At 34.7% G+C, this 25,212-nt stretch carries 14 protein-coding genes and 2 pseudogenes; 4 read left to right on the top strand and 12 right to left on the bottom strand.

From position 1 onward, the window contains the following. Positions 1-72: 72 nt before the first annotated feature. Positions 73-525: pseudogene (locus D5R40_RS10240) on the top strand (zinc-binding dehydrogenase); the annotation flags it as partial. A gap of 178 nt (positions 526-703) precedes the next feature. On the opposite strand, the gene D5R40_RS10235 reads toward D5R40_RS10240, so the two are convergent. The 4 genes from D5R40_RS10235 to metH form a co-directional block, all read right to left on the bottom strand. Further along, positions 704-1,336 carry a GUN4 domain-containing protein gene (locus tag D5R40_RS10235; RefSeq protein WP_124146681.1) on the bottom strand — a complete coding sequence of 211 codons (633 nt, stop codon included), beginning with the start codon at positions 1,334-1,336 and terminating at the stop codon, positions 704-706. A gap of 487 nt (positions 1,337-1,823) precedes the next feature. Next, positions 1,824-2,828: a gamma-glutamylcyclotransferase family protein gene (locus D5R40_RS10230; protein ID WP_124146682.1), complete on the bottom strand. Its 1,005-nt coding sequence runs from the start codon at positions 2,826-2,828 to the stop codon at positions 1,824-1,826. 169 nt (positions 2,829-2,997) lie between these two features. Continuing rightward, complete coding sequence (locus D5R40_RS10225; protein WP_124146683.1) at positions 2,998-3,339, bottom strand: hypothetical protein; 342 nt, start codon at positions 3,337-3,339, stop codon at positions 2,998-3,000. A gap of 757 nt (positions 3,340-4,096) precedes the next feature. Next, positions 4,097-7,681 carry a methionine synthase gene (gene metH / locus D5R40_RS10220; protein WP_124146684.1) on the bottom strand — a complete coding sequence of 1,195 codons (3,585 nt, stop codon included), beginning with the start codon at positions 7,679-7,681 and terminating at the stop codon, positions 4,097-4,099. Positions 7,682-8,231: 550 nt separating this feature from the next. Here metH and D5R40_RS34975 point away from each other — a divergent pair. Then, entirely contained in the window at positions 8,232-8,396 is a 165-nt protein-coding gene (locus D5R40_RS34975; RefSeq protein WP_205127630.1) for a hypothetical protein, read from the top strand. Positions 8,397-8,412: 16 nt separating this feature from the next. Here the strand turns inward: D5R40_RS34975 and D5R40_RS39405 are convergent. Further along, a pseudogene (locus tag D5R40_RS39405) lies at positions 8,413-8,925 on the bottom strand (IS1 family transposase); the annotation flags it as partial. A gap of 277 nt (positions 8,926-9,202) precedes the next feature. Beyond that, on the bottom strand, positions 9,203-9,379 hold the full coding sequence (locus D5R40_RS34970; RefSeq protein ID WP_124154596.1) for an IS1/IS1595 family N-terminal zinc-binding domain-containing protein: 177 nt from the start codon (positions 9,377-9,379) through the stop codon (positions 9,203-9,205). Positions 9,380-9,800: 421 nt separating this feature from the next. On the opposite strand from D5R40_RS34970, the gene D5R40_RS10205 reads away from it, so the two are divergent. Then, positions 9,801-10,673, top strand: a complete 873-nt coding sequence (locus tag D5R40_RS10205; protein ID WP_124146687.1) for a PhzF family protein — start codon at positions 9,801-9,803, stop codon at positions 10,671-10,673. Positions 10,674-11,416: 743 nt separating this feature from the next. Then, positions 11,417-12,850, top strand: a complete 1,434-nt coding sequence (locus tag D5R40_RS10200; RefSeq protein ID WP_124146688.1) for a GUN4 domain-containing protein — start codon at positions 11,417-11,419, stop codon at positions 12,848-12,850. An 877-nt stretch (positions 12,851-13,727) separates the two neighbouring features. Here the strand turns inward: D5R40_RS10200 and D5R40_RS10195 are convergent. The 6 genes from D5R40_RS10195 to D5R40_RS10170 all read right to left on the bottom strand — a co-directional run bounded on the left by D5R40_RS10195 (position 13,728) and on the right by D5R40_RS10170 (position 25,193). After that, positions 13,728-14,663: a tetratricopeptide repeat protein gene (locus D5R40_RS10195; protein ID WP_124146689.1), complete on the bottom strand. Its 936-nt coding sequence runs from the start codon at positions 14,661-14,663 to the stop codon at positions 13,728-13,730. Positions 14,664-14,896: 233 nt separating this feature from the next. Next, entirely contained in the window at positions 14,897-15,865 is a 969-nt protein-coding gene (locus D5R40_RS10190) for a tetratricopeptide repeat protein (RefSeq protein WP_124146690.1), read from the bottom strand. 802 nt (positions 15,866-16,667) lie between these two features. Further along, positions 16,668-18,065, bottom strand: coding sequence for a DUF1822 family protein (locus D5R40_RS10185; RefSeq protein WP_124146691.1), 1,398 nt, complete (start codon positions 18,063-18,065; stop codon positions 16,668-16,670). Between the two features lie 25 nt (positions 18,066-18,090). Continuing rightward, positions 18,091-19,509, bottom strand: coding sequence for a hypothetical protein (locus tag D5R40_RS10180; protein ID WP_124146692.1), 1,419 nt, complete (start codon positions 19,507-19,509; stop codon positions 18,091-18,093). A 405-nt stretch (positions 19,510-19,914) separates the two neighbouring features. Next, a complete protein-coding gene (locus D5R40_RS10175) occupies positions 19,915-21,540 on the bottom strand; it encodes a S8 family serine peptidase (protein WP_124146693.1) in 1,626 nt (541 codons plus the stop codon). 746 nt (positions 21,541-22,286) lie between these two features. Beyond that, positions 22,287-25,193 (bottom strand): CHAT domain-containing protein, encoded by a 2,907-nt coding sequence (locus tag D5R40_RS10170; protein ID WP_124154595.1) that lies wholly within the window; start codon positions 25,191-25,193, stop codon positions 22,287-22,289. Positions 25,194-25,212 lie beyond the last annotated feature (19 nt).

The following is a 25,212-nucleotide window of genomic DNA, read 5'->3' as shown; positions in this document are numbered from 1 at the left end:
ACTTTGTTGACGGGGACTTAGAAACCCCGTCCGTCTACACGGCGGGGTAGTTCATCTTGTTCTCAGAATAATTTTGATTATGTGCAAAAGTTGGGAGCAAAGCATTTAATTGACTATAAAAATGAGGATGTAGTTGTTAGGGTGAAAGAAATTACTAAAGGACGTGGTGTTGATGCAATTTTAGATACGGTTAGTTCAGAAACTGCAACAAAAGGTTTTGAAATGTTGGCATTTAATGGTGGAATTGCTTGTATTGCCGGGTTGCCTGATTTTAGTAAGTTTAAACTTTTTAGTATTGCTGCTTCTATCCATGAAGTTGCTTTGGGAGGTGCTTATTTATCTGGGGATAAAAAAGCAATTAAAGATTTAGGAAAAATGGCAAGAGAAATGGGGGAATTAGTCAGACAAAAAAAAGTTGATTCAATGTTGACAGAAGTAATTAGTTTAGAGGAAATACCAGAAGCATTAAATCGTTTAAAAGGTCGTCATGTCCGAGGTAAAATAGTTGCTAAAGTTGAGGGATAAAGTGTATTGGAGAAAAGACAATGTCTTTGTAATATCATATCCGGATAATAGCGCCATAGAACTCCGTTCCCTTTACACGTTAAGGCAGTTGTGCGCCACCAAACAAAAAACTTTCTCCTTTTCCTCCTCCTGCTCTTTCTTCTTCTTTCTTCCCTCCTGACTCCTGACTCCTGACTCCTTAGAGATTACATTCTTGAACCTTAGAATATAATATCCGACGCAAACGTTTAGTAATCATAAATTCTGGGATATTCACAGTAGCATCTAGCTCTCTTAAAGCTATTGGCAAATGACCTTTAGGAGCATTTTCTGAAAAATTTAACTGCTCATATTTTTTCCATTTTCTGGATTTTCTCCAACCTAATTGATCGCCGAATAGTTGGTAACTTTGTGGGTCGTATGCTTCCAAATTATTGCCAGTTTCTAAGTAAATTGATACTTGAATACTAAGACCAAATTTATCTTCAGAATACTTCCGCCAGAGTCGGTCTATATTACTGATTTCTTCACAAGAAATTTTTTCTTTTATTGCTCTTGTATTGATACCTCCTCCTCTCTTTCTTTGAGTTAAAGTTAAAATCAGATCGTATGTTTCTTCGTCTGCTTCTTGCCATTTATTATCTGCTAATAAATTTTCTAACTTAGAATAAGGAGAATTCTCTGGCTCTGGTGAAGTAATAATTTGAGATTGAGAAATATCTGATTTATTGTGGGTTAATATTTCTAGATTATTAGAATTTGCTAATGATGGAAATGCTGCCAAAATAATCAATAAAAAAACAATTAAATTTTTGAATTTATACTTAATCATAAATTAACCTCCAAATTATTTATCATCATGTTCTAGAATTTATTAAAAATACAACAATTTTCTAGTGGATGAGGTACATCTTGGAAGTAGGGAGTAGAGAGTAGGGAAGAGGAAAGAGAAGATAGAGATTAATATTGAACTGTACCTCACCATCTTAAAAAGTGCTGTAAAATTGTTGTCAGTTTACCTCATAAACCTAAAATACGCTGTATAAGTAATCCTATTTAATTAAAATTTTATAGAAAATATATTGGAATTAGCAACCAACTGCTAAATATTTAGGCTAAAATCCACCTCTATCTCGGAGAAGGACTAAGTTACGATAAACATTATCATACATTTTTAAATTTGACTAACTTCTTGAAGTCAAATAATCGTAACGATTCAGCTATTAATAGTAAAGTTTAAGGCGTTTCAGCAACATCAAGTTGAACTTGGCCTCAATTTATCAATCGCTTTTACCTCCTGCAAAGCAATAGCTGATAGCTTACAAATAATCTTTCCACAAATGAAAATTAGTTGTCCTACCAAGTAAAAATACACCCTCTCCTTCTATTCTTGATTGCCTCAATAAATTACACGCATTTGCGATAACATAATCTAGACAATCTCGATCTGCCAACAATATATCTTGTTCCGTTTCATATAATGAAACACCTTCATTTCGCAAACATCTTCTTGCATAAAATACAGTCATATCTCTTCCTAATATTTGTTTAATCCATGCCCTTGCTCCAATGGCAAATCCTTGATTCGGATTACACATAAATACTAACCCACAAATACTGCTAATAATAGGTCTGATCAGTTCTCCCTTTTCATTAAAAGCTTGGTCTAATGGTAAATTTTTAAGTTTTAAATCTTGAGGAGTATAAATTTTTTCCTTAATCTTTTTCAGCTCTTCATTTGATAATTTAATTAAAGGCATTGTTGCAACTTTTTGATTTTTTAAATATTCGATCCACTCAGAATCTAAATTACATTCTTTAGCACCATAAATTAGAGTATTTAAATATCTTTTAGAAGGCGGTATACCCTCTTTAATTGTCAGACCTGGGAATTGAATTTTTTCTCTATAAGCTATATATGTTAGAGCATTAATAGTAGTATTTGAACCATAAGGCAAAACTTGTACAATTTCTTCTTGATATACTTGACCTTTACCTTCTAATCCATCAATTACTGCTTTACATTCTGGTGACATTTCATACAAACAACCATGTACAATAGAATTTTTTTGATAAACTAAATTAGCGTAACTTGGATCGACATTATTCGTCGGCACATATAAATTAAATTTAAATTCAAAATTTTTTAATATAGCTGGTTGAGAATGTAAAATCAGTGAATTAGGTTCTGTATTGTATTTATCCTTTGTTTGAAGATTTGATGCTAATTTGAATTCTAGTAATGATTTAGATAAGTTGGAGCCATAAGCAAAGTATTTTACATTAGAAATAGAGCTGAACAATTGTTCTGCATTGGATGGCATATAACCTCGATTCGTGACTAAATAGTATTATGTTATTGTAGTTGAACAATTGTTCTGCATTGGATGGCATATAACCTCGATTCGTGACTAAATAGTATTATGTTATTGTAGTTGTATCGCCCTGGGCAAACGCATCTAATTTTTTTGACAAATGACCAAGATTTATTATTTAAGGACACCCTTGGTGATTGGGGTAAAACTGAACTTCCCCCCAAGAAAAATCGCAGAATGCCCAAGCCAAAGTAGTAAGAGCGATTTTTTCACTACCCGTTACTGTATACAATCGACTCTGATGCTTAACTGGAGAGTGTTTTGAGCGATTTTTACTATGTGATTTGAGAATACAGTGATCGAACTCCGTATCAGCTTTGTTTCCACACATATCAAATAAGCAACTGCGAGTTTCATCGTGAGCTACACTATATTCAACTAAAGAAGCATCTCTAGCATATTCTAAGTAAATTGAGCAGAATTCATAAAGATTACGGATGATAAAATTTTCAATAGTCAAATTTGCATCACGAATAATTTCTGCTGTTTCATATAACGAAAGTATACATAAATCTTTTCCTACTCTTCTAACATAGTAATTCTTTTCTAAACGATAGTTGATAATACCAACTGTAAAGTCGTAATTTTTATCTGACTTAAATTAAATTTGCAAGCAATTTGTCAGTATACGACCAATTTTCACCGTCCATTTCTGGTAAAATCTGTATTTGATCGAGATGTTCAGCGCTAAAAATTTTTGATTTCCACTTTTTTATAAACTGAAAATAAACTGGGTATTTTAAGCTTCCGAGAGTAACTAGCTTAATTTTAATTTTTTGCATATATTTTCTGTCAAACAATGTTACCAATAGGTTGATTATTCTAGTAAATGAAGAAGCGGGTAGTAGACTGACACAGCTAAAAGTGTGCATTAGCTTTTTTCATAATCACCCCATCACCCCATCGCCCCATCACCCCATCCCCCCATTTTCTAATGCACCATTTTAGCTGTGTCGGTCCAGTAGGGTGGGTTAGCGTCAGCGTAACCCACCAAAAAGTTTATAGATTTGACGGTGCGTTAACGAAGTGTAACACACCCTACTGCCGTGTCAAGCCTTAAATGTTACTTTGGGAAAATGGTACGATCCTGATTTTTCAAAGCTTTTAGTCAAAAATCTATTCCACCATTTTAAGCTTGACGTGCCACTACTACTCTACTACTTCCTCCTCTTCCCTCCTGACTCCTGTCTCCTGACTCCTGACTCCTTCTTCTCTACCTACGCACTAAAATATTTCGCCACTGGATGATAAGTAATAATCGCTGTCGTAGACTGTTCTGGATACAACTGCTCGCTCTCATCCATATACATATCAATCCTTTTCACATCCAACAAGTCTAACTGCTTATACTGATCCTGCATATTCGGACAAGCGGGATAACCGAAACTATAACGTGATCCTTGATAACGCTGTTTCAGAAGATCCCTGATATTATCTGCATCCTCTGCACCGAAACCTAACTCCCGACGAATACGAGCGTGTAACCATTCTGCCATTGCTTCCGCAGTTTGTACCGCCATACCGTGGAAATACAAATAATTTGTATACTCATCGGCAGCAAACAACTTCTGTGCAAATTCAGTGGCTATTTCTCCTACTGTTACAGCGTGCATCGGGAACACATCAATAATTCCGGAGTCCTTGGGAGCAAAGAAGTCAGCAATACACAACCGTCGTCCTGACTTTTGCCGAGGAAATTCAAAACTGTTCACAACTGTTGTTGCTTTACCAGTCTTATTCATTTCGTCGGAGTCGTAAATGAAAAGTGTATTTCCTTCTGCTTGACAAGGGAAGTAACCATAAATTGCTTGGGGATACAGCAACTTCTCATTAACTACCCGTGATTTCCAAGTTTCCAGAATCGGATAAACCTTTTCTGCTAAAAACTCATTATATTCTTCCCGTGGTTGACCTTGGGGTTTACGGAATTGCCATTGCCCTGCCATCAACGCTTGCAAATCTAAATACCAGAATAATTCCTCAAATGGCATATCTTCTGGTTGCAATAACTTTGTTCCCCAGAATGGAGGAGTGGGGCGAGGGATATCTACTGCTACATCATCGGAACGTCGTGTATCTATTACGACTGGAGCAGCAGGTTTAGTTTCCTCTTTTTCTTCAGACTTAGCAGTAGCAGCTTTACCATTACCATTACTATTAACCTTACCATTGCCATTACCGTTACCGTTTTCTTCGGCAAACTCACCTAAAAATCCTTTAATGTCATCCCACTGATTTTCTGATTTTGCTGGCATCAACTTATCCATGAAATGCAAATCGGAAAACGCATCTTTACCATAAACGACTTTACCTTTGTAGGTATTTTGGCAATCTTCATGGACGAATTTCGGAGTCAGAGCAGCACCACCTAAAATCACGGGAACGGTAATACCTTCTGCGTTAAATGTTTCCAAGTTGTCTTTCATAAATGCGGTTGACTTCACCAATAAACCACTCATGGCGATGCAGTCAGCATTATGTTCGCGGTAAGCAGCAATGATATTATCAACTGGTTGTTTAATTCCTAAATTAATTACCCGATAACCGTTGTTGGAAAGAATGATATCTACGAGATTTTTACCAATATCGTGAACGTCTCCTTTGACAGTTGCAATGAGGAAAGTTCCCTTAGAATTATCCTCACCTGACTCTTCTGCTTCCATGAAAGGTTGTAGATAAGCAACTGCTGCTTTCATAGTTTGAGCAGACTGCAATACAAATGGTAATTGCATTTGTCCGGAACCGAATAATTCTCCCACTACTTTCATGCCATCTAATAAATAGACATTGATAATATCTAGGGGCGGATATGTTTCTAAAGCTTTGGCTAAAGCATCTTCTAAACCGATACGTTCTCCATCAATAATATGTTGTTTTAAACGTTCTTCAATTGGTAAATTTTGTGTGGCAGAACGGTCTTTTTTAGTTGTTTTACCCTGGAACATTGTTGTTAACTCAGCCAGAGGATCGTAAGTACAAATATCCCCATCAAATTCCCGTTGGTCATATATTAGTTTGCGACAAACTTCTTGATGTTCTGGTTCAATTTTTGACATGGGTAAAATCTTACTCGCACTAACAATAGATCCATCCAAACCTACTGCCATTGCTTCATGCAAAAATACCGAGTTCAATACTTGTCTGGCAGCGGGATTTAAACCAAACGAAATGTTAGAAACCCCAAGCATTATATGACAACCTGGTAATTCTTCCCGAATCCTTTTAATAGATTCAATAGTAGCTTTTCCATTTTCCCTATCCTCTTCAATCCCTGTAGAAACTGGCAATGCTAAAGTATCAAAGAACAATTCATGGGCAGGAATCCCATATTCTACTGCTGCATCATAAGCTCGTTTTGCTATTTCAAATTTCTTATCAGCCGTCCGCGCCATTCCATCCTCATCGATGGTTCCAACTACCACACCAGCACCATATTTTTTCGCCAATTCTAATACTTTAAAAAAACGAGGTTCTCCATCTTCATAGTTAGTAGAATTGAGCAAACATTTACCGCCAGCAACTTTTAAACCCGCCTCCATTTTTTCCCATTCTGTGGAGTCTAACATCAGAGGCAAATTAACATTTGTGACTAAACGAGATGCTAATTCGTGCATATCTTTAACCCCATCGCGTCCCACATAATCAACGTTAACATCGAGAATATGTGCCCCTTCTTTTACCTGAGATTTTGCCAGGGCAACTAAGCCATCCCAATCTTCATTATTGAGTAAAGTTCGACATTTTTTAGAACCACTAGCATTCAGTCTTTCCCCAACAATTAAAAAGGAGTTATCTTGTTCGTAAGTTTCGGAAGAATAGATAGAAGCTGCTGATGGAATATAGTTATATTCTCGTTCTTTTGGTGTGAGAGTTTCAGTAATTTCAGCTAATGCTTTAATATGGTCTGGACGAGTACCACAACAACCGCCGATAACTTGCACTCCCAGGTCTTCAACGAAGTGCATTAATGCCATTTTCAACTCTATAGGAGTTAATCTGTAGTGAGCTTGTCCGCCGATATTTTCTGGTAAACCAGCATTAGGAATACAAGAAATAACAAAAGGGGAATTTTCTGACAAATAACGAATATGTTCCTTCATTAAATCAGGACCAGTAGCGCAATTTAATCCTAAAATATCAATAGAATAAGGTTCTAAAATTGTCACAGCAGCATTAATTTCTGAACCGACTAACATAGTGCCAAAAGCTTCCATAGTTATTGACACCATGATGGGGCGACGTTCACCTTTTTTCGCAAAGGTTTCTTCTATACCATTTAGGGCAGCTTTTATCTGTAAAACATCCTGACAAGTTTCCACAAGAAATAAATCTACTCCCCCATCCCAAAGACCTTCCGCTTGTTCGGCAAAACCATCTTTTAAGGTGTCAAAATCAATATGTCCCAAGGTAGGTAATTTTGTTCCTGGTCCCATGGACCCGGCAACAAATCGAGGCTTTTCTGGGGTAGAAAATTCCGCAGTAACAGACTTTGCCAACTCCGCTGCGGTTTTATTCAAATAATAAGCTTTGTCCGCTAAATCGTATTCTGCCAATACAATTTTTGTACCACCAAAAGTATCAGTTTCAACCACATCAGCACCTGCTGCTAAGAACCCTCGGTGGACTGTAGCAACTGCTTCTGGCTTAGTATGGACAAGGTATTCGTTACAACCTTCATATTCTGCACCGCCAAAGTCTTCAGCAGTCAGATTTTGGACTTGTAGGTTAGTACCCATTGCCCCATCAAAGACTATGACTGGGCGTTCTGGACTATGGAGACGATTCAAAAATGAGCTGTTCATAATCAAGTTTTTGGTTTTTAGATATTAATTTTATACTACTCTTTTGAGAATTTAAGAGCAATTTATTTTCTTTATGATAATATATCTTAAGAGGTGCTATCGCAATTAGAACATAGATTGTCTACAGTTAAATAATAATTCAAATTAACTTCAAATTTTTTGAAGTTATGACTTAGTGACTGATGACTTATATATCCTAATATCTATCAAAATTTTATTAGTAGTTATAGGATAATTACCAATAAATATAATTTTAAAATGAGAATGATATATCATCAAAAATGATAGATGAATTAAGAATTTATTTCTATTACCATTACAAAGTTATTCTTTTTGAGCAGACCAAGTTGGTATAATAAAAATCAGGCTGATTAATTATAGTGAATTAAGGTGCTTAAAAAAAAACTAATGATTTGATTCAATCAACTAGAATAAAATAGCTATGACTAGAACAGAGTAACTACCAACAATAAAACTTTGTCAAAGGTTAAATATTTGGTGGAAAAATCATCTACAAGACAAGAAATCGACTCGTAGTTTTCTGTTACGTTTGTTGGTTGCAGGTACTACTTTTGTAGTTAGTATTGCTGCTTTTTATAGCTATCAAGTTGTCCGTGAATTAATTCTGGATAATTTGAAAAAAAATGCTTTGTTGGAAATGCAGCGAGGAGCAGATAATATCGATCAATGGTTGGCTAGTAAAAAAATTGGGTAGTCCTACATAGTAATGGTTAACAAATTGTGGCATTATAGTGATGTATGAAATTCCAGATAGCTCCAATGTGATTACTTAATTTTTGAGAAAACCATCAGGTTTTTCGTACTAACCGTCCGATACGTTGTTGTCCCATGGTATTGTTAAACCTTTCTATATCGCTTGTTTTACCAGTCTCCTTGCCCACAGCTTGATGTCGCATTGATGGTAGTATGATCTCGTAAGCTTCCCCAAAATCACTGTAGCAGACTGCACATTGACCATAGAACCCTGGCAAACAGCGCCAAAGATTTTGAGCTGATTGTTGAGAGCGATCGCCAATATCTGCTCCCACAATTTCACGAGTTTCAACATCCATTGCTAACCAAATCCATTGTTGATTACTTTTTGCACCAACAAATCACCACATTTGATCCATTTGAATTGTCTGTTGGCCAATTTTTTGTGACTAACCTCAACCTGTGGAGGAACCAAGTCATACTTCTGGTGAAGGTAAATCTGCAACCAACTTTGTTGAAACACCCGTTATATCATGTTCCCCCTCCGGGGGAGCTACGCTAACGGTTGAATACTTATAAATAAATAAATGTTGTGAGTCCTCAGGAGTCAACCCACCCCTAACCCATCCCAGGAGGGGAACTCAGGAGTCAGGAGGAAATATTGGAGAAAAAGAGGAAATATTGGAGAAAAGTAAAGACAATTTCAGTATTTATTTGATACCGTCGGTACTGTCAGTCCTTAAATTTTATTTATAACTGACCCGTCCGAACATGATATTAATCAGAGCGATCGCTGCCAATGCTAATCTATAAGAGCAACATTTGATCAATCATGATTTTTGTTGCTTCATCCATAGGTCCTCGGGTAGGATTTTCTACAAACTGTCGCCCACAATGAGTACAACGGAAACGAGGTTTACCATCGTGGGTATGTTCATATTTAATGATTTTAGTAGACTGGCACTCAGGACAATTGCTCTCCACAAACTTAACTTGATTAACCTATTTGAATTATATTACCATTACGCGAGCAGGACTACCAAAAATTGAAGCATATACTAGCGCTAATACTCCTACTTTCCTAACCATAGACTGATATATGGTTAGACCTTTGAGTGAGTTTCTTTTAAAATAACTAATATTTAAGGGAAAAATATTTTTCTTTCCACCCGATTTGCGCGGTCTAGGTGTTCTGTAGCTACAAACTTTGACGATCTGATAAATTAGATCGAATATAGAACCCATTTGAGATCTATTTAAAAAGAGATGGGAAGGTGGGGGGTATTTTTCAACCTTTTTCCCATATTCCTTCCCTCCACCTCCTGACTCCTGACTCCTGTCAAAAAACTGAATCGCCAATAAAGATACCAAATGAGTTATATAAGCCTAAAGGTAACAAAATACTATGAAATTTTACATTGTAGATGTATTTGCTGAAACTAAATATGCTGGTAATCAACTGGCTGTATTTACAGGTTCTGAAGTTGAGAATCTTTCTGATAATGAAATGTTGCAAATTTCCAGAGAGATGAACTATTCAGAAACTACTTTTATTTTATCTTCAACACAACGAAATAATGGTTATGATGTGCGGATATTTACTCCTACTCAAGAATTACCTTTTGCTGGTCATCCAACATTAGGAACTGCCTATATTATTCAACGAGAAATTATTAAAAATTCGGTGGAACAAGTAATTTTAAATATGGGTGTAGGACAAATTGCTGTGAGTTGGAAAGGTGAAGTTTTATGGATGGCTCAGAATATGCCTACTTTTGCTCAAAAATATCAAATTGAATCTTTAGCAGAGATATTAAATTTAGAGGTGGGTGATATAGATATGAGGTTTCCTATTCAGGAAGTTTCCACAGGGATACCTTTTATCATTGTGCCTTTGAAAAATCTCAAAGCATTGAAGAAAGCTCAAGTAAATTTGGATAAATATTATCAGTTTATTCAGATAGCAAAAGCTACAGAAATTTTAATATTTTGCCCTGAGACATACAATAGTATTAATAATTTAAGTGTGAGAATGTTTGCACCATATTTAGGAATTACTGAAGACCCGGCAACGGGCAGTGCTAATGGTTGTTTAGCAGGATATTTAGCTGAGTATAATTATTTTGGTGAGGCAAAAGTTAATATTAGGGTCGAACAGGGATATGAAATTAATCGACCTTCTTTATTATTGTTACAAGCAGAGAAAAAAGTAGAAGGAATAGAAGTATTAGTTGGTGGTAAAGTTATCATGGTTGCTCAAGGAAAATTGGTTGCTTAAATAAGGAAGAAGAAAGAAGGAAAAAGTGGATGGGGACTTAAATCCTAACAAGCTTGTAAACACCCTGTAGACGGCGGGGAATTACAGCGGATTTATCAAGTAAATATTAAGAGGCTGAGTTTCTGGCTATACTTAGGTTTGGCGAGTTATCATCCTTTAGTTCCAAAATTCCTGAAAGCTAGGTGATGTAAGACTTTTAACTAAGTTGATCAACCAGCTCTTAAACCCAAAAGAAAAAGATAAATCATTTAATATTAAGTCCGGATAATTAGTGATGAAAAAACCTATGCTTTTACACAGGGTAAATATCTCTATTATCTCTACTGCGTACAAAGGTTGCATGAACGTCCCTACTCCCTTATTTATAAATATTCAAGGGGACATGATATAAGACTACTATAGGGGTTTTCATATTAATAAAATATGGTATTTTTTCTTTGTTTATTCTTCTCTCTTACCAAAAATTAAAAAGTTGTGTACCTCATCTATTTGAGAAATTATATATATTAGTTTAGAATCATTGGTGAGAGTTTTGTCTTCCCTACAACCAAAATATTGTAATATTCTTTTATGTAATATCATGTTAGGTATAACAGTTATAATACGGCTTCGTAGTTAGGCTTAAGCAATAAGATAAGTATTTAAAGGGCTAGAGCAAAACTACAGACAAAAATTTTATTATAACTAATTATCTGATAGCGTAGCTCCCACGGAGGGGGCAGATAATATAACTGGTTTAAATTATGAGTCAATGTTTAAATCCTGAATGTCTAAATCAAAATCCTTCTGATACAAAATTTTGTCAGCAATGTGGGTCAAAATTACTTTTAGCAGAACGTTATCGTGCCATTAAAATTATTGGTCAAGGTGGTTTTGGTAGAACTTTTCAAGCAGTAGATGAATTTAAACCATCTCAAGCTTTTTGTGTAATTAAGCAGTTTTTTCCTGAAGTTCAAGATAAACAAAATATGGAAAAAGCAGCAGAATTATTTGCTAAAGAAGCAGTGAGATTAGAAGCTTTAGGAAAACATCCTCAGATTCCTGAATTACTGGCATTTTTTACTCAAGATAATCGTCAATATTTAATTCAAGAATTTATTGAGGGGCAAAATTTACAGCAGGAGTTAGAAACAGTAGGGGCGTTTAATGAAACTCAGATTTGGGAGTTATTAAATGATTTATTGCCAGTATTAGAATTTATTCATTCTCAAAAGGTAATTCATCGGGATATTAAACCGGATAATATTATTAAGCAACCTATATCTTCCCAGAAAAAAGGTGAATTAGTATTAGTAGATTTTGGGGCAGCAAAGTTTGCAACTCGTACTGCTTTGGCGGTGACGGGAACAGTTATTGGTTCTGCTGGATATGCTGCGCCGGAACAAGCTATTGGGAAGTCAATTTTTGCTAGTGATATTTATAGTTTGGGTGTGACTTGTATTCATTTATTGACTCAAGTTGAACCGTTTGAATTGTTTGATGTAAGTGAAAATGATTGGGTATGGCGAGATTTTTTAATTTCTCCTATTAGCGATCCTTTGGGTAATATATTAGACCGGATGATTGTCGGAGCAACGAAGAAAAGGTTTCAGTCAGCGACAGAAATTATGGCATTGATTAAACCTAATGATGTTGATGTTTCACTACCTAAAAAACAGGTAAGTAATTTGGTAGACTCTTCATCTATTCTAGAAGTAAACTTAAATTCAGAAAGGGGAGTTGATTATAGTAAATTGTGTGATTTATTGGCTACTGGAAAATGGCGAGAAGCAGATATAGAAACAGCAAAGTTAATGTTAAAAATCACTAATAGAGAAAATAGAGATAAATTAAATATTAATTCAATTAATCATTTACCTTGCACTGATCTACGGACTATTAATCAACTTTGGGTAAAATATTCAAATGGTAAGTTTGGTTTTTCTGCACAAAAAGAGATTTGGGAAAATTTGCCTACTCAAACATTTTTTTTAACTTATGAAAAATTAGGCGATCGCTTGGGTTGGCATTCAATAATTGGTTGGACTAATCACGATAACTTAATATTTGATTTAGAAAAAGCACCCTATGGTCATTTACCCGCAATGTTTGCTATGAGTGGAAACTGGGTATGGTTTATGGAGTTAGAAAAGTTATTTTCTGCTATGGTAAAAAGACTTAATATTTGTCAAATATAGAGAGTTATGGGCAATTGAAAGTCAAAAGTCAGGCATCGAGTGCGCAATTAGTCGGTCTCTTTTCGGTCTGGAAATACTACGCAAACATCTGTTAAAAATGATAGTAAGGTCTGAGGTAACAGGCAACATTTAATAGCAGTGGTTTGAGAAATTTGACAGGAGAAAGAGCAGAAAATTTTTAATGTGGTCAATTAATCAGACTTAATATGATTACGACTTACGCATAACTACCACTTATGATAGGGGTGAACGGCCGTTCACTCGTAGAAATGGTGTATAATTTCATCTTGTGCGTAAGTCCTGTTGATATTATACTAAGGGTCAAAAAAGAATGTTACCAATAATAGGGGCAGTAAGGGCGTTAACGTAGTTGTGAGCTAGCTAATGGCCATTGGCTAACGTAGAAGCTCTCTAGTTTACATATTGTGGAGCAAAACGCCCCTACTTTATAAAAGATATCTCTTGGAGTAAAAAGATAAATTCAGACCTAAAAACTGCTATTAAAACCACTCATTCTGACTCCTGAGTTCCCCTCCTGGGAGGGGGAGGGGCGAGGGGTGGGTTGACTCCTAAGAAATATCCTATCTATTTGTAGCAAACATTTATCAAACTGGTATTATAGCACTACGCAAATAAGTTAGGAAATTTATAAATGCTCAAAGTCAGTCCGGGATTAATTCTGACTTCTAACTTCTAACTTCTGACTTACGCGTAGCGATATACCTGTTGCCTTTAAGAAAAAATGAATATATGTTTTAAATGCTCAAAAGCTTATAACTTTTGCAATTTATCAGAGGTAGTAAAGTTGTAAAAAATTGATAGGAACTACAGATTAAGAAATCGACTTTTTTTGAATTTGCTATAATCTTACTTCAGCTTAAGTTGTAACTAACCAAGAATTACTATTAATTTTTTCACTAATTTCTATCCGTTGTTGATGATAGTTATTCGCTTGTCTCTCTAGCCCTAGATTTTTATAAACTTTTTCGATTAAATCAAGAGTTTTTACTAAATCTTTACCATATTCAGCAAAAATACTTCTGCGAAATCCATCTTTTTCTTTCTGTTCATAAGTTGCCATTTTTTGAGGATATACATAGCTAGAATAATGATTTTTTTCTATTTTAGGAATATTATCTATTGTTAATGCTAACCGATCTAGAGAATCTTCCCAGAGTTTTTGCCGAATCTCTAAAGCAAGTTCTAAAAAGGCTTGAGCTTGGCGAGGTCTACTGATTAGAAAATATGCTTCTCCCATATTATGCAATGCAATTGATTCGTTGATTTTAATTGTCAATTTATCATTTTTTGCCGATTGAGCAAGCTTTTGAAAAATATTTAAAGATTTGCGAGAATACTCTAGGGATTGAGTTGATAATTCAGTTAAATTATAAATCGTGCTAATGTGATTAATTGTTTTGCCGATACCTACGATATCTTTGAATTTATTAAATATTATTAGAGCTTGTGAATAACACTTCAAAGCAGTAGTATACTCTTTTAAAAGATAATAAATTTCTCCTTTTTCATTATATATAGTGGCGATTTTTGCTTCGTTTCCTATTGTTTTTGCTAGTTCTAAGGCTAGTTCTAGGTATTTAAGGGCATTGGAATATTCTCCTATTTTACGGTGAACTAATCCAATTCTATAGACAATATTGAGTCTTGTTTCCTGGTTATTAATTAATCTAGTAATTTCTAAAGCTCTTTGAAAATTTTTTAATGCAGTTTCTAGTTGACCTATACTATAGAAGCGATCGCCTGTTTGAAATAGATATTTCAATTCATTTTGATGGCTAGTATAAGATTTCATAATATTGCTCCCTGACAATACTGAACTTTTGGCGTTGGTAATTGGTAAAATGATTTTTTACTAGGGGTGAGACCCATCACTTACTTTGGTAAAATATATTAGAGGTATCAGAAACAGACTACTCTTAAAGTTTCATCTCTTGATTGACCAACGCCGAACTTTTTGATTAATGCACGGATAGATTATATACTAGCATAAGTAATAGTATTGCCAACTAATCTGATAATTTATTTTCACGCATAATGACAAGGAAATCTTAAATAAAAGGGCAAAATATAGGTATTGTAGATTACAGATTTTTCACCACAACTTTCCCAAATTTCAAGTTTTTCTTGACGATACTTCTCTGCTTTTTGCTGTTGACCTATATGGCAATAAACTTTCTCGATTAAATTCATAGTATTGGCTAATTCTGCTCTATATTGGGAGATAATACTTTGACTGAAGCAAATTTTTTCTTGTTGGAGTAGTTGGTTTGTTTGAGATAATTTTTTGCTATTAAGATAATTATTGTGGAGAATATTTTTATCTAAAGAATCTGTAGTTTGACTAAATTTATTCAAAGTTACTTTGCAAATTTTCTGACGAATAGCTAAAGTAAGTTCTAGGATTTCTTTTGCTTGGGTATATCGACCGATCCATAAGTAAGCTTCTCCTATATTATAAAGAGCTGTAGCAATGTTAGTTTGGCAAGCTAATTTATCTAATTCTGATTTTCTTTCAAGTTTATGGAAAATTTCTAGAGATTTTTGACAACAGTTAAGAGTTTGTTCAAATAACCCTAGTAAATTGTATATTTCGCCTAAGTGATTAAGAATTATACCCATTCCTAATAAATTACAAAAATCTTGGGCAATTTCTAAAGCTTGAGCATAGTATCTTAAGGCAGAAGTATATTCTATAGACAAACAATAAGTTTCGCCAATATCATTCAAAATCATTACAACTCGATTTTGGTCGCCAATTTCTTGAGCAAGTTGCAAGGCTAAATTGAGATATTTTAAGGCACAATCATATTTTTCCAGACGACGATAAACTAATCCAATACGGTTTAAAATATTTATTTGTTGCTCAGATGTGAGCACAATTTTTAACGCTTCCTGAAAAGTATTTAATGCAGTTTCAAATTGTCCCAGATCGAATAAGCGATCGCCTGTTTGAGATAGTTGTTTTAATTCTGCGGAATAGATAGCAGTGGACACGATAAGTAGTTCCTCCAGAACAATACTGGTAATTTTCCGGTTGTAAACTACTCTATTTCTCAAAGTTGGCAGGTTATGCAGAAATTTGCACTACATTGTGGAGATAAAATGTAGTACAAAAATAATTGTTACTTATTGTATCATGTGCCCCCTCCGGGGAGCTATACTAGCGGATAATTACTTATAATAAAGTTTTTGTTCGTAGTTTTGCTCTAGCCCTTACAATACTTAGGAGTCATGTAAAAATAATTTGTACAAATTTTATCTGGGATCAACTGTGAAATTAGCTTCCATCAAAAAAACTGTAATGGTTATTGTTACACTAGTCCTTAGTATTATTGCTTAAGCCCAACTACGAGCCTAATTATAACTGTATATTAGTAGTCAGTATAGGATGCTAAACCCTTAAATATTTAGTTAGTATTGCTAAAAACTTTACTATTCCCTATGACCCATCAGTTTAAATTGGATCTATGTGCAATTAAACGGATTAATAGATAATAAATATCTAAAAAAAATGCTATGGGTTGATACATTTAAGTTGTCTATCCGAAGGTTTCCTCACCTAAAAATTTGTAGCAAACTTTTTCTCAGTTAGAATAACTCAATATTTATTTGCCCACTCAATTTCGTCAACAACTTTTATGTTTTTCTTTATAGGTTTAATACTCCACCGTCCATAATTGGTTGGGGATAGTCTTCGACCTGCCACTTCGTGTCTACAAATCCCATCCACTTTTTCCTTCTTCAAAATGATTTAGCATTATTGTTGCAAAATTTGATAACGCCAAACCGATCAAAATCATGGATTAAATTCAAAAGGAGGAAAAGTCTCCTGATTTTCTGGTGTCAAATAAACTGTAGCAATAAACTTCTCATTCCAACCTCCTACAACATTAGTAAATATATAAAAATCATCCTCATTGGAATTTAATTTCTGTTCAACTAAAATTCCCGTTGCATCACTAACCCGCAATTTTATTTTTTCCGGTAAACCCATCCCTGTAGGCGTACTTAATATTAATAGCAACATCCATTCTAATGTTGAATCTGAGACTAAAGACCAAGTTAAAGCATACAATCTTAAAGGAATTCCAGCTAATAATAAATCGTGATAAGCAACCCTAGCATGAGGAGGAATATATACACCATTTTTGGGCAACTCTCTGATAATTCCAGCAATTTCTTCTGTAGGAGAAGATATTCCTCTCATGGGAGATAGTGCCGATAATTCTGGCAATAAAACCCAGGATAATTCATTGGCAAAATCATCTAATTCATTCTTTAACCAACGCCCCACATTAATTGTAGGTTCAGTCAAGATACTAAGTAAATCTGGTAAATATTTACTCAGACTACTTAAAGAATTTTCTGAATTTTCTGTAATTTCTACTAAATTATTCGGAATATTCCCCTCCTCTATATCTATTTGCAATTGCCAATTATATATCCAATTTAATAACTCAGAATTAGTTAGGATAGTTTTTCCCTGTTCCCAGTTAAAAGATTCCCATAAATTTTGTGCGGATAGCTGAGGTAATAATTTTGTTAATTCAGCTTTAGCTGCAGCTAAATTATTTGACTTAGGTTGTACCTCTGGCAAGGCAATTCCTGCTATATCCAAACAACGAAGATAAAGTAATAAATTATCTATTTCTGTATCAAACCAACTCCAGGGAATTTGATAATTCCAATCTTCATCTGGCAGTAGATTAAGCTGTGTTTTATTGCCCATTAAATCTGCATAAGAAATAAAACTATTAATCACAACTTTTTCTAGTTCTTCTTGTACTTCCACAACTACATATAAATGATGGGAGAACTCTGGTAAATCTACTACTGCTCTTGGTAAACTAACTTCTTCATTTATAAAACTACCTTGAGTAATGATACAAACTTGAAATTGATTAATATTAAGATGACAAACGGCTGGAATTGAGTTAGAAAGAACTGGATTAAAAATAGAAGCATCAGCTAAATTAACTGTTAAATTATCTGTACCTCGTTCTTCTAACCATTGTTCAAATCCAAACAAAGCTAACCCATTCAAATAAGTTTGCCATTGTCGTGATTCGTTAGGAATTTGATTGCTAATTTGGATGGCTTGCTCAACTTTTTCTAATGATAAATGAATAGATTCTGTTGCAATACCCTGAAATTCTAGCAAATCTTCTAATTGATTCGTTAATTCATTTTTCATTTAAAGTTTTCCTTGATAATAAGTTTTATGATAAATTACAATAATTGAATTTATCTATATGCTTACAAACTCTTTGAGCAAATAAATTTTCTTTAGAACTAGACTGAGAATTATAACCCTCTGATTCTACTTCTTTAAAGACTATATTTATTTGTTCATCTAGAGCTATTTCTATTTTTTTATCTATAGTTTTTAGATGTTTTGGATCTGCATAATCTTGAGCAATTTCTAAGATACGACCCCGCAAACTAATTAATAATTCCTGTTTAATATCAGCCCGAAAAGATTTTAATTTTAGTAAGCGAGTTACTTGATATTGCGCTTTCAAGCCAACATTTTGAGCAATTTCTGTCATTGATTTTCCCTGACAATGATATAGATGTAACCCTTGGATAAATTGTTCCATTTTTTTGTTTTTTCTTTTCTTTAGTAATTGTATCCAAGAATCTGTTACTTTAGCTATAGCATCATCTAAACTTAAAAGAAATTGCTTTCTATAATTGCTCAAAAATTCATTCTGTTCATCCATTGAATCAGCTTCTTGAACAATACAAATCTGATTAGCTAAAGATTTATGGTTAGAAGTATCTAATGGTATTGTTGGTAGAGAACCACTTCTCACAGAAATTCGATATTCTCGTATTTGAGAAGCCAGGTCTTGCAATTTAGTCAATACTTGCTTTGGAGAAATATTTTTACCAGTTTTAGTTTTGATTAATTGAGCAATTTGTTCTAATTGTTCTGTAGTTGGTGGCAAACATTTTCTCCCTGCTCTTGATAAACTTTTTTGGCGACGTTGCGCCCGATAAATAGCATGATAACTTGATAAAATATCTATACTTTCCCGAGTTTCAAAAGCAGTAAAATTATAAAATACTGAGAAAATTTTCTCTAGTTGTTTAGGAGGAGTATCATTCAGAATTGCCCAATCACTAATTAAATAGACTCCACATTCCAGTAAGAAACTATTAAGTTCAGGATGCTGTTTAACTTTTCTAGTTGTCCAGGTAGCTAAATTGCTTTGATTTGGGTCGAAATTTTGGAGAATTTCTTGAGCAAAAGAACAAGAAGAAGTTTTATTTTTTTGACTAGAGATTCTGCCATCATCAGTCAAAACATAAGGGAATAAATTTTCCCTAGTAAAGCCATGATTTGTACCAAAATTTGCGGCTAATTGTTGACAAACACCGTCAATTTGCCAAGATATAAAACAGAGAAGACAGCGTTCTGCTAATAAAGAATTTCTCTCTAAATTAGTATCTGAATTATCTTGCACCAATGCTAAAAGTTGACGCTGAATATTAATGTCCGAAATTTCACTATCTGTTATATATTCTGGAAAATTTGAGGTAAAAAATTGTTTTGCCTCTGTAATTTCCAGGATTTGACGAGACCCGGAACTATTAATCTTAATCTGTCTCCAGTATTTAGAAGCAGTAACCATTTACTTTTAGATTTGAGATCAATAAAAATGAACAATTATCCAGATATATTAGCTTATAGCAGAAGAAAGAAGGAAGAAGGAAAAGTATTACGTTGTCTTAGTTTTAAGCTCTCGATCTTTCCTAACCTTTGCTTCGACTACTATCAAACATTAACCCGTAAGATATTCAATCCACAATGCTGATTATTGTTAATTGTATAATCATTTTTCCTGGTCAAAAGTTTGCTCTAATATCAGGATATTTATCCCTTCAATTGGAATATATTTCTATATTCCTAGAGGTTATGCAATATTTATTGAGGAAAGAAGGAAGAAGTGAAGAGGCAAAAAGGAAGAAGGAAATGCTTTTTTCGCTTCAATACTTTTGACTTTTGACTTTTGACTTTTGACTTCCGCGTAGCTGCACTAAACTATAACTTGGTTAGAATTAGCTGTAGTAGTAATCATATATTCCACTTGTTCGGGAGTTAAAAAAGGATTAGCACTCAAAACTAAAGCAGCTACACCAGCAACATGAGGAGCAGCAAATGATGTACCACTTTGATTTCCAAAATCATTATTAGGAAGAGTCGAATAAATATTTTCTCCAGGAGCAACAACATAATTTAGTGTTGTTGACCCAGCACGGTTAGAAAAGTCACTAATTCTGCCTGTAATATCTGTTGACCCAACAGGAATTCCCCATTGTTGTAGATTATTAGCTGGATATTCAGGAAAACTACTACCGTCATTACCTGCTGCCATAACTACCACAACTCCTCTTTCTGTTGCGTAACGGATGGCATCATCTACTACAGGAGAATAAAAATCTCTCCCAAAACTCATGTTAATCACATGGGCACCATTATTAACTGCATAGTAAATGCCAGCAGCAGCATCATCAGGTAGAATTGTCTCAAAATTTCCTACCTTAACAGGCATAATTTTAGCATTAGGAGCAATTCCTGTAATTCCTAAGCCATTCTGTTGAGCAGCGATCGTACCTGCAATATGAGTACCGTGACCAAAAAAGTCCATCGGGTCATTATCATTATTGATAATATCCCATCCCCTAAAATCATCTACATATCCATTACCATCATCATCAAAACCATTGTTAGGAATTTCATTGATGTTAGTCCAGATATTACTTGCTAAATCAAAGTGATTGTAGTCTACCCCACTATCTATCACTGCTACTATAATACCTTGCCCGGTATAACCTTGATTCCAGACTTCGGGAGCATTAATTGTTTCGACATTCCAATTATTAAAATCAAAACCTTCAGGAATTGGTGCGTTGATAGTTTGAGCAACTGCTGCATTTGCATCAATTAAACCATATCCATAGATACTATTAAAACCATCAGAATTCAATGAAAGTCCAGAATTAAATGAAGGTGTTGCTGACAGACTCAGATTATAATTTGTATCTCCACTGTATTGACTTACTTTAACGTAATAAGTACCGGGGTTTAAATTAGACACATTAATTTCTTCGGAAGCGCTGCCAAAAGCAAGGGAAGAATCAATTATTTCTCCAAAACCATCGTTATTTTTGTCTTCGAGCAAGTCTACATCAGCATCTGCACTTAAACCAGATAAAAATAAGTTAAAGTCACTGGTTGTATTCAAATGGAAACGATAATAGTCTACGGAGTCGAAGTCACCTACAAAATCATTCCAAATTTGATTGGTATTCAAAACCCCAATATCGCGAGCGTTTATCAAGGTGTCATCTGACTGTGGGAAAAGGTTTATTTGACTTGCTATTCTTTCAGGGTTAATTAATTCACCAGTTAGTATATTTGTTTCGGAATGGTTTTCGATAACTTCAGTGTGAGATTTTAGGTAAGGGGTAATATTACTGTTTATTTGTGAGGGGAAATTTATTTCATCTGTCACAATTTGCTGTTCTGTTAAGATATTATTAACAGGTAAAATTGCTTGTTCATAACTATTTAACTGTTCGGGTATAATAGAAATGTTATTCGCACCAATAACTGGAAGAAGATTATCGACAGAATTTTCAGGATAGTTTGAAGGAAACATAGTTTTTTGGGGTAGATTGTACAGATATTTTTATGTCTATAGCAGGGAACAGGGAACAGGAAACAAGGAACAGGAGGAAAAATATTTCCCTGTCTGAACTTCATCATCAGCATAAGTCCTAAGCAACTTGTTACTTTGAGATATAACAGTCGCCATTACTGTATTTGACTTATGAAATAGCTCAAACAGCAGGATATTACTAATCAAGCTTTTTTCTTACTTCCTTCTTCCCTTTCTCTTCTTCTATATGAATATATGAAAGGAAACCTCAACCTCTGTCAAATCAACATATATCTGATTGATTAGAGGTTATGCACAAAAAAACTCGGTTAATTTCAGTAACCGGGTTTCTAATTTATAGATATTAATACTTAAGCATTACAACGTATTTTAGTCATTGCGACTGACAGGGTTTGCGGAGCATTTCGGGACGGAAAGCAATCTCAAATCTTAGTTTTTCGTACCTCATGGGTAAGTCAGTCGTTATTACTGCATTTAACTTATGAAATAGTTCAAACAGCAGGATATTATGAATCTAGCTTTCTTCTTCTTTATTCCCTCCTGACTCCTAAGTAATTTACAGCACTTTTGAGGATAGTGAGGTACAGTTATAAGACTATTTATTTCTATATTCCCTGTTCCCTGTTCCCTGTTCCCTATTCCCTGTTCCCTAGAGCAATAAACTTTGTAACTCATCAACTAGATAACTGCTGTAAGATTAATACCATACACTAATCCAGCAACGCCTAAAATCCATTTCCCATCAAGATAAATGATGACCAATAGTAAGGATTATTTGCTTCTTTATCCTTTCCAGTAATCATATTTATTTGAGCTTCCCGCAATGCTTCTGTTTTGCTTTTTCCTTCTTGTAAAACTGTGTAAAAAGTATTCATTAATTGAGCGGAATCATCATTAACTCGCCACAAGGAGGTAACTATTGCTTCAACTCCGGCATTTTGCATCTGATAACCAAAACCGACTATTTCTTCTCCATTACCTATTTGTCCTCCAATGTTAGTTTCAGCAGCACTTAATACGACTAAATCTACATTCGGTAATGACCAACTTTCCATATCGCGCAGAGTTACACGATCGCCGTCTCCAAATAATATAAAAGAGTCTTCTGGTTTGCCATTTCCTGTTTCTCCAGTTAACAAGACAACGGGGGTATCTAAATGCACAATATTGTAGTCATTAAAACTACTAATTGTTGTTTCAGAACTAAATTCGCTGTTAACAAGTTTACGAGAGCCAGGAATTGTTTCTGTTAAATTTTCTACTAATTTTACTGTTGTTGGTGTTAATTCAACTTGGCGAGTTCCGACCTGAACTTGATAATTACCTTCGGTTAAAGCTGCTGCTAATACACGGAGTTGGTTATTAGGTTGAGTCTCAAAATTAGTTAGACTAGCTGCAATTATATTATTCACACCAAAACTTTCTACTAACCATTTTTCTCCGTCATAAAGTGCTGCTAAAGGAAGATAACGTAATTGATTGTCTGGTGCATAAATAATAGTATTGGCATTTGCTTTAATTAACTCATCTTCTATTGGTTTGATTAACCAATTATAGAGTTTTTCCGCAGAATCTTTGACATCTCCAACCGGAGTCAAAATTGTTAGCCGAAACTCAGCGATCGCCCCTTCAATTTCTTCTGCTTTTACTTCTACAGTTTTGTGTATAGGGTCGCCTTCTGCTTTGATTAATACTAATTCTAATTTATCTGCCAAAATTAACGGATAAAATAGCACTGTTCCAGGTAATTTTTGTAATTTTGCCTGCAAATTCTTAAATTCTGGAAAATCCGCTTTTAAATTATTCTTGTCAATCTCCCGTTCTAAAATATCTGTTGTATCTTCAGTTAGGATTTGTTCTTCAGCAGCTAATAGTTTAACTCCGGTTGCTGTTGCTTCATTCCCTTTAACATTCCCTAAATAATTATCTAATTCTTGAATTTTCAACAAATCTAATACTTGTTGAGCTTCCACAATACGTTCTTGTTGTAATAATAAACCTGCTAAATTCCGATAAATTTCTTCAGGCTTTTCTAAGAAACTTTTCTCGCCTTCCTGACTCCGCATAGCTTCATTCAAATTAACAGCTTGCTTGTAAAAAACCACTGCTAACTCTGGTTTTTCCTGAGCTACTAATATTGTGCCTAACTGCTCATAAATTTTACCCTCCTTAACCGTTTCTTCACTCTCTTTATATATTGCCAATGCTTGCACTAAATTTTCTAAAGCTTGAGGATATTGTCTGAGCTGAAACATAGAATATCCTATTCCTTTATAAGCCACAGAAACAGCATTTTTATCCTCCTTATCTGGTAAATTATTCAAAGCAAGTTTATGATAATTCAGAGCAATAGAATAATCGCCAGAACTATAATAAGCTTCACCCAAAGCATTAAAATTAGCAGCAATAACCGACTTTTCTCCTACTTCTTTATTTATAGGCAAAGCCTTTAGTAAAACTTGCTTGGCTTTATCATTTTCACCCAAACGGTTATAAACTTTCCCTAAACCAACAGTTGTTTTACCTTCCCCCGCCTTATCTTCTGCTTCCTGATAAAAAGCTAAACTTTGTTCATAAATTGATTGTGCTTTAGTATTTTCTCCTATCTCATAATAAGCATCACCCAAATAACTCAAAGCCTCTAATTGAGCAGTCTTATCCTCCGCAACTTTAGCAGCTTCTAACCCTTTTTCATAAACCTCTAATGCTTTATCTTCTTCTCCTTGCTTTTCATAAAGTTTCCCCATAAAACCATAAATTCGCCCCACACTTCTTTGGTCGCCAATACCTTCTAACATCGCCACAGCTTGCTGAAAATATTTAAGAGCTTCAGAATCTTCACCCTTTTCCCGATAGACAAAACCTATATTATTTAATAACCGACCAACTCCAGCATTATCATTAATTTCTCTACGCACAGTTAAAGCTTTTTGATATGTTTCCAAAGCTTTGTCATAATTACCCATCCGAAAGTAGACCACCCCCATATTATTGAGAGTACGTCCTCTATTTCGGCGATCGCCCACTTCTTCGCGAATGGTCAGCGCCTGTTCATAAAATTCAAGTGCTTGGTCAAGTTGTCCTTGACTGGCCTTAACCGCAGCAATATTATGTAATGACTCTCCTTCATTAGGTCGGTCCTTCACAGCTTGAGAAATATCTAAAGCCTCTTGATGTAGATTTAACGCTTGGGAAAATTCCCTCTGTCGTTGATAGGTAAAACCAATCAGGTTAAGAGTTTCCGATACCCCTGGGCGGTCGTTTATTTTTCGGCGAATAGTTAAAGCTTGTTGCAAAACATCTAAAGCTTGGGTATATTCCCTTTGGTTAACATAAACATTCCCCATATTATTCAGGGTTTGGGCAATTCCGGCCTGGTCCCCCAGCTCCTTACGAATTGCTAAAACTTTTTCGTAGTTTTCGAGGGCCTCATCAAACTTTCCTGTCCGAAATTGTTCCACACCTGTTTCAAATAACTTATCTGCTTCAGCCTTGGAGGCAGAAGATTCTGGGGAAGTTTCCACTTCGGGAGTTTGGGCCAAAATATTCGGGATATTTGCGATGGTAGGTACTGGGAAAAGAATAATAGCGATCGCGCTCAAGTAACTAAGGTAGAGATAGGAATTCTTCACTGTAGGAGTCCTCTAAAAA

The organism is Okeania hirsuta, from assembly GCF_003838195.1.
GTDB classification, from domain to species: Bacteria; Cyanobacteriota; Cyanobacteriia; order Cyanobacteriales; family Microcoleaceae; genus Okeania; species Okeania hirsuta.
Note: the sequence above shows the minus strand (reverse complement) of the source record. Positions and strands in the feature narration are given on the sequence as shown.

What these genes read in the sequence shown, in the direction of transcription:
- D5R40_RS10205 (WP_124146687.1), top strand. Translation starts at nt 9,801, where the DNA reads ATGAAATTTTACATTGTAGATGTATTTGCTGAAACTAAATATGCTGGT.
- D5R40_RS10235 (WP_124146681.1), bottom strand. Translation starts at nt 1,336, where the DNA reads ATGATTAAGTATAAATTCAAAAATTTAATTGTTTTTTTATTGATTATT.
- D5R40_RS10175 (WP_124146693.1), bottom strand. Translation starts at nt 21,540, where the DNA reads ATGTTTCCTTCAAACTATCCTGAAAATTCTGTCGATAATCTTCTTCCA.
- D5R40_RS10180 (WP_124146692.1), bottom strand. Translation starts at nt 19,509, where the DNA reads ATGGTTACTGCTTCTAAATACTGGAGACAGATTAAGATTAATAGTTCC.
- D5R40_RS10230 (WP_124146682.1), bottom strand. Translation starts at nt 2,828, where the DNA reads ATGCCATCCAATGCAGAACAATTGTTCAGCTCTATTTCTAATGTAAAA.
- D5R40_RS10185 (WP_124146691.1), bottom strand. Translation starts at nt 18,065, where the DNA reads ATGAAAAATGAATTAACGAATCAATTAGAAGATTTGCTAGAATTTCAG.
- metH (WP_124146684.1), bottom strand. Translation starts at nt 7,681, where the DNA reads ATGAACAGCTCATTTTTGAATCGTCTCCATAGTCCAGAACGCCCAGTC.
- D5R40_RS10200 (WP_124146688.1), top strand. Translation starts at nt 11,417, where the DNA reads ATGAGTCAATGTTTAAATCCTGAATGTCTAAATCAAAATCCTTCTGAT.
- D5R40_RS10195 (WP_124146689.1), bottom strand. Translation starts at nt 14,663, where the DNA reads ATGAAATCTTATACTAGCCATCAAAATGAATTGAAATATCTATTTCAA.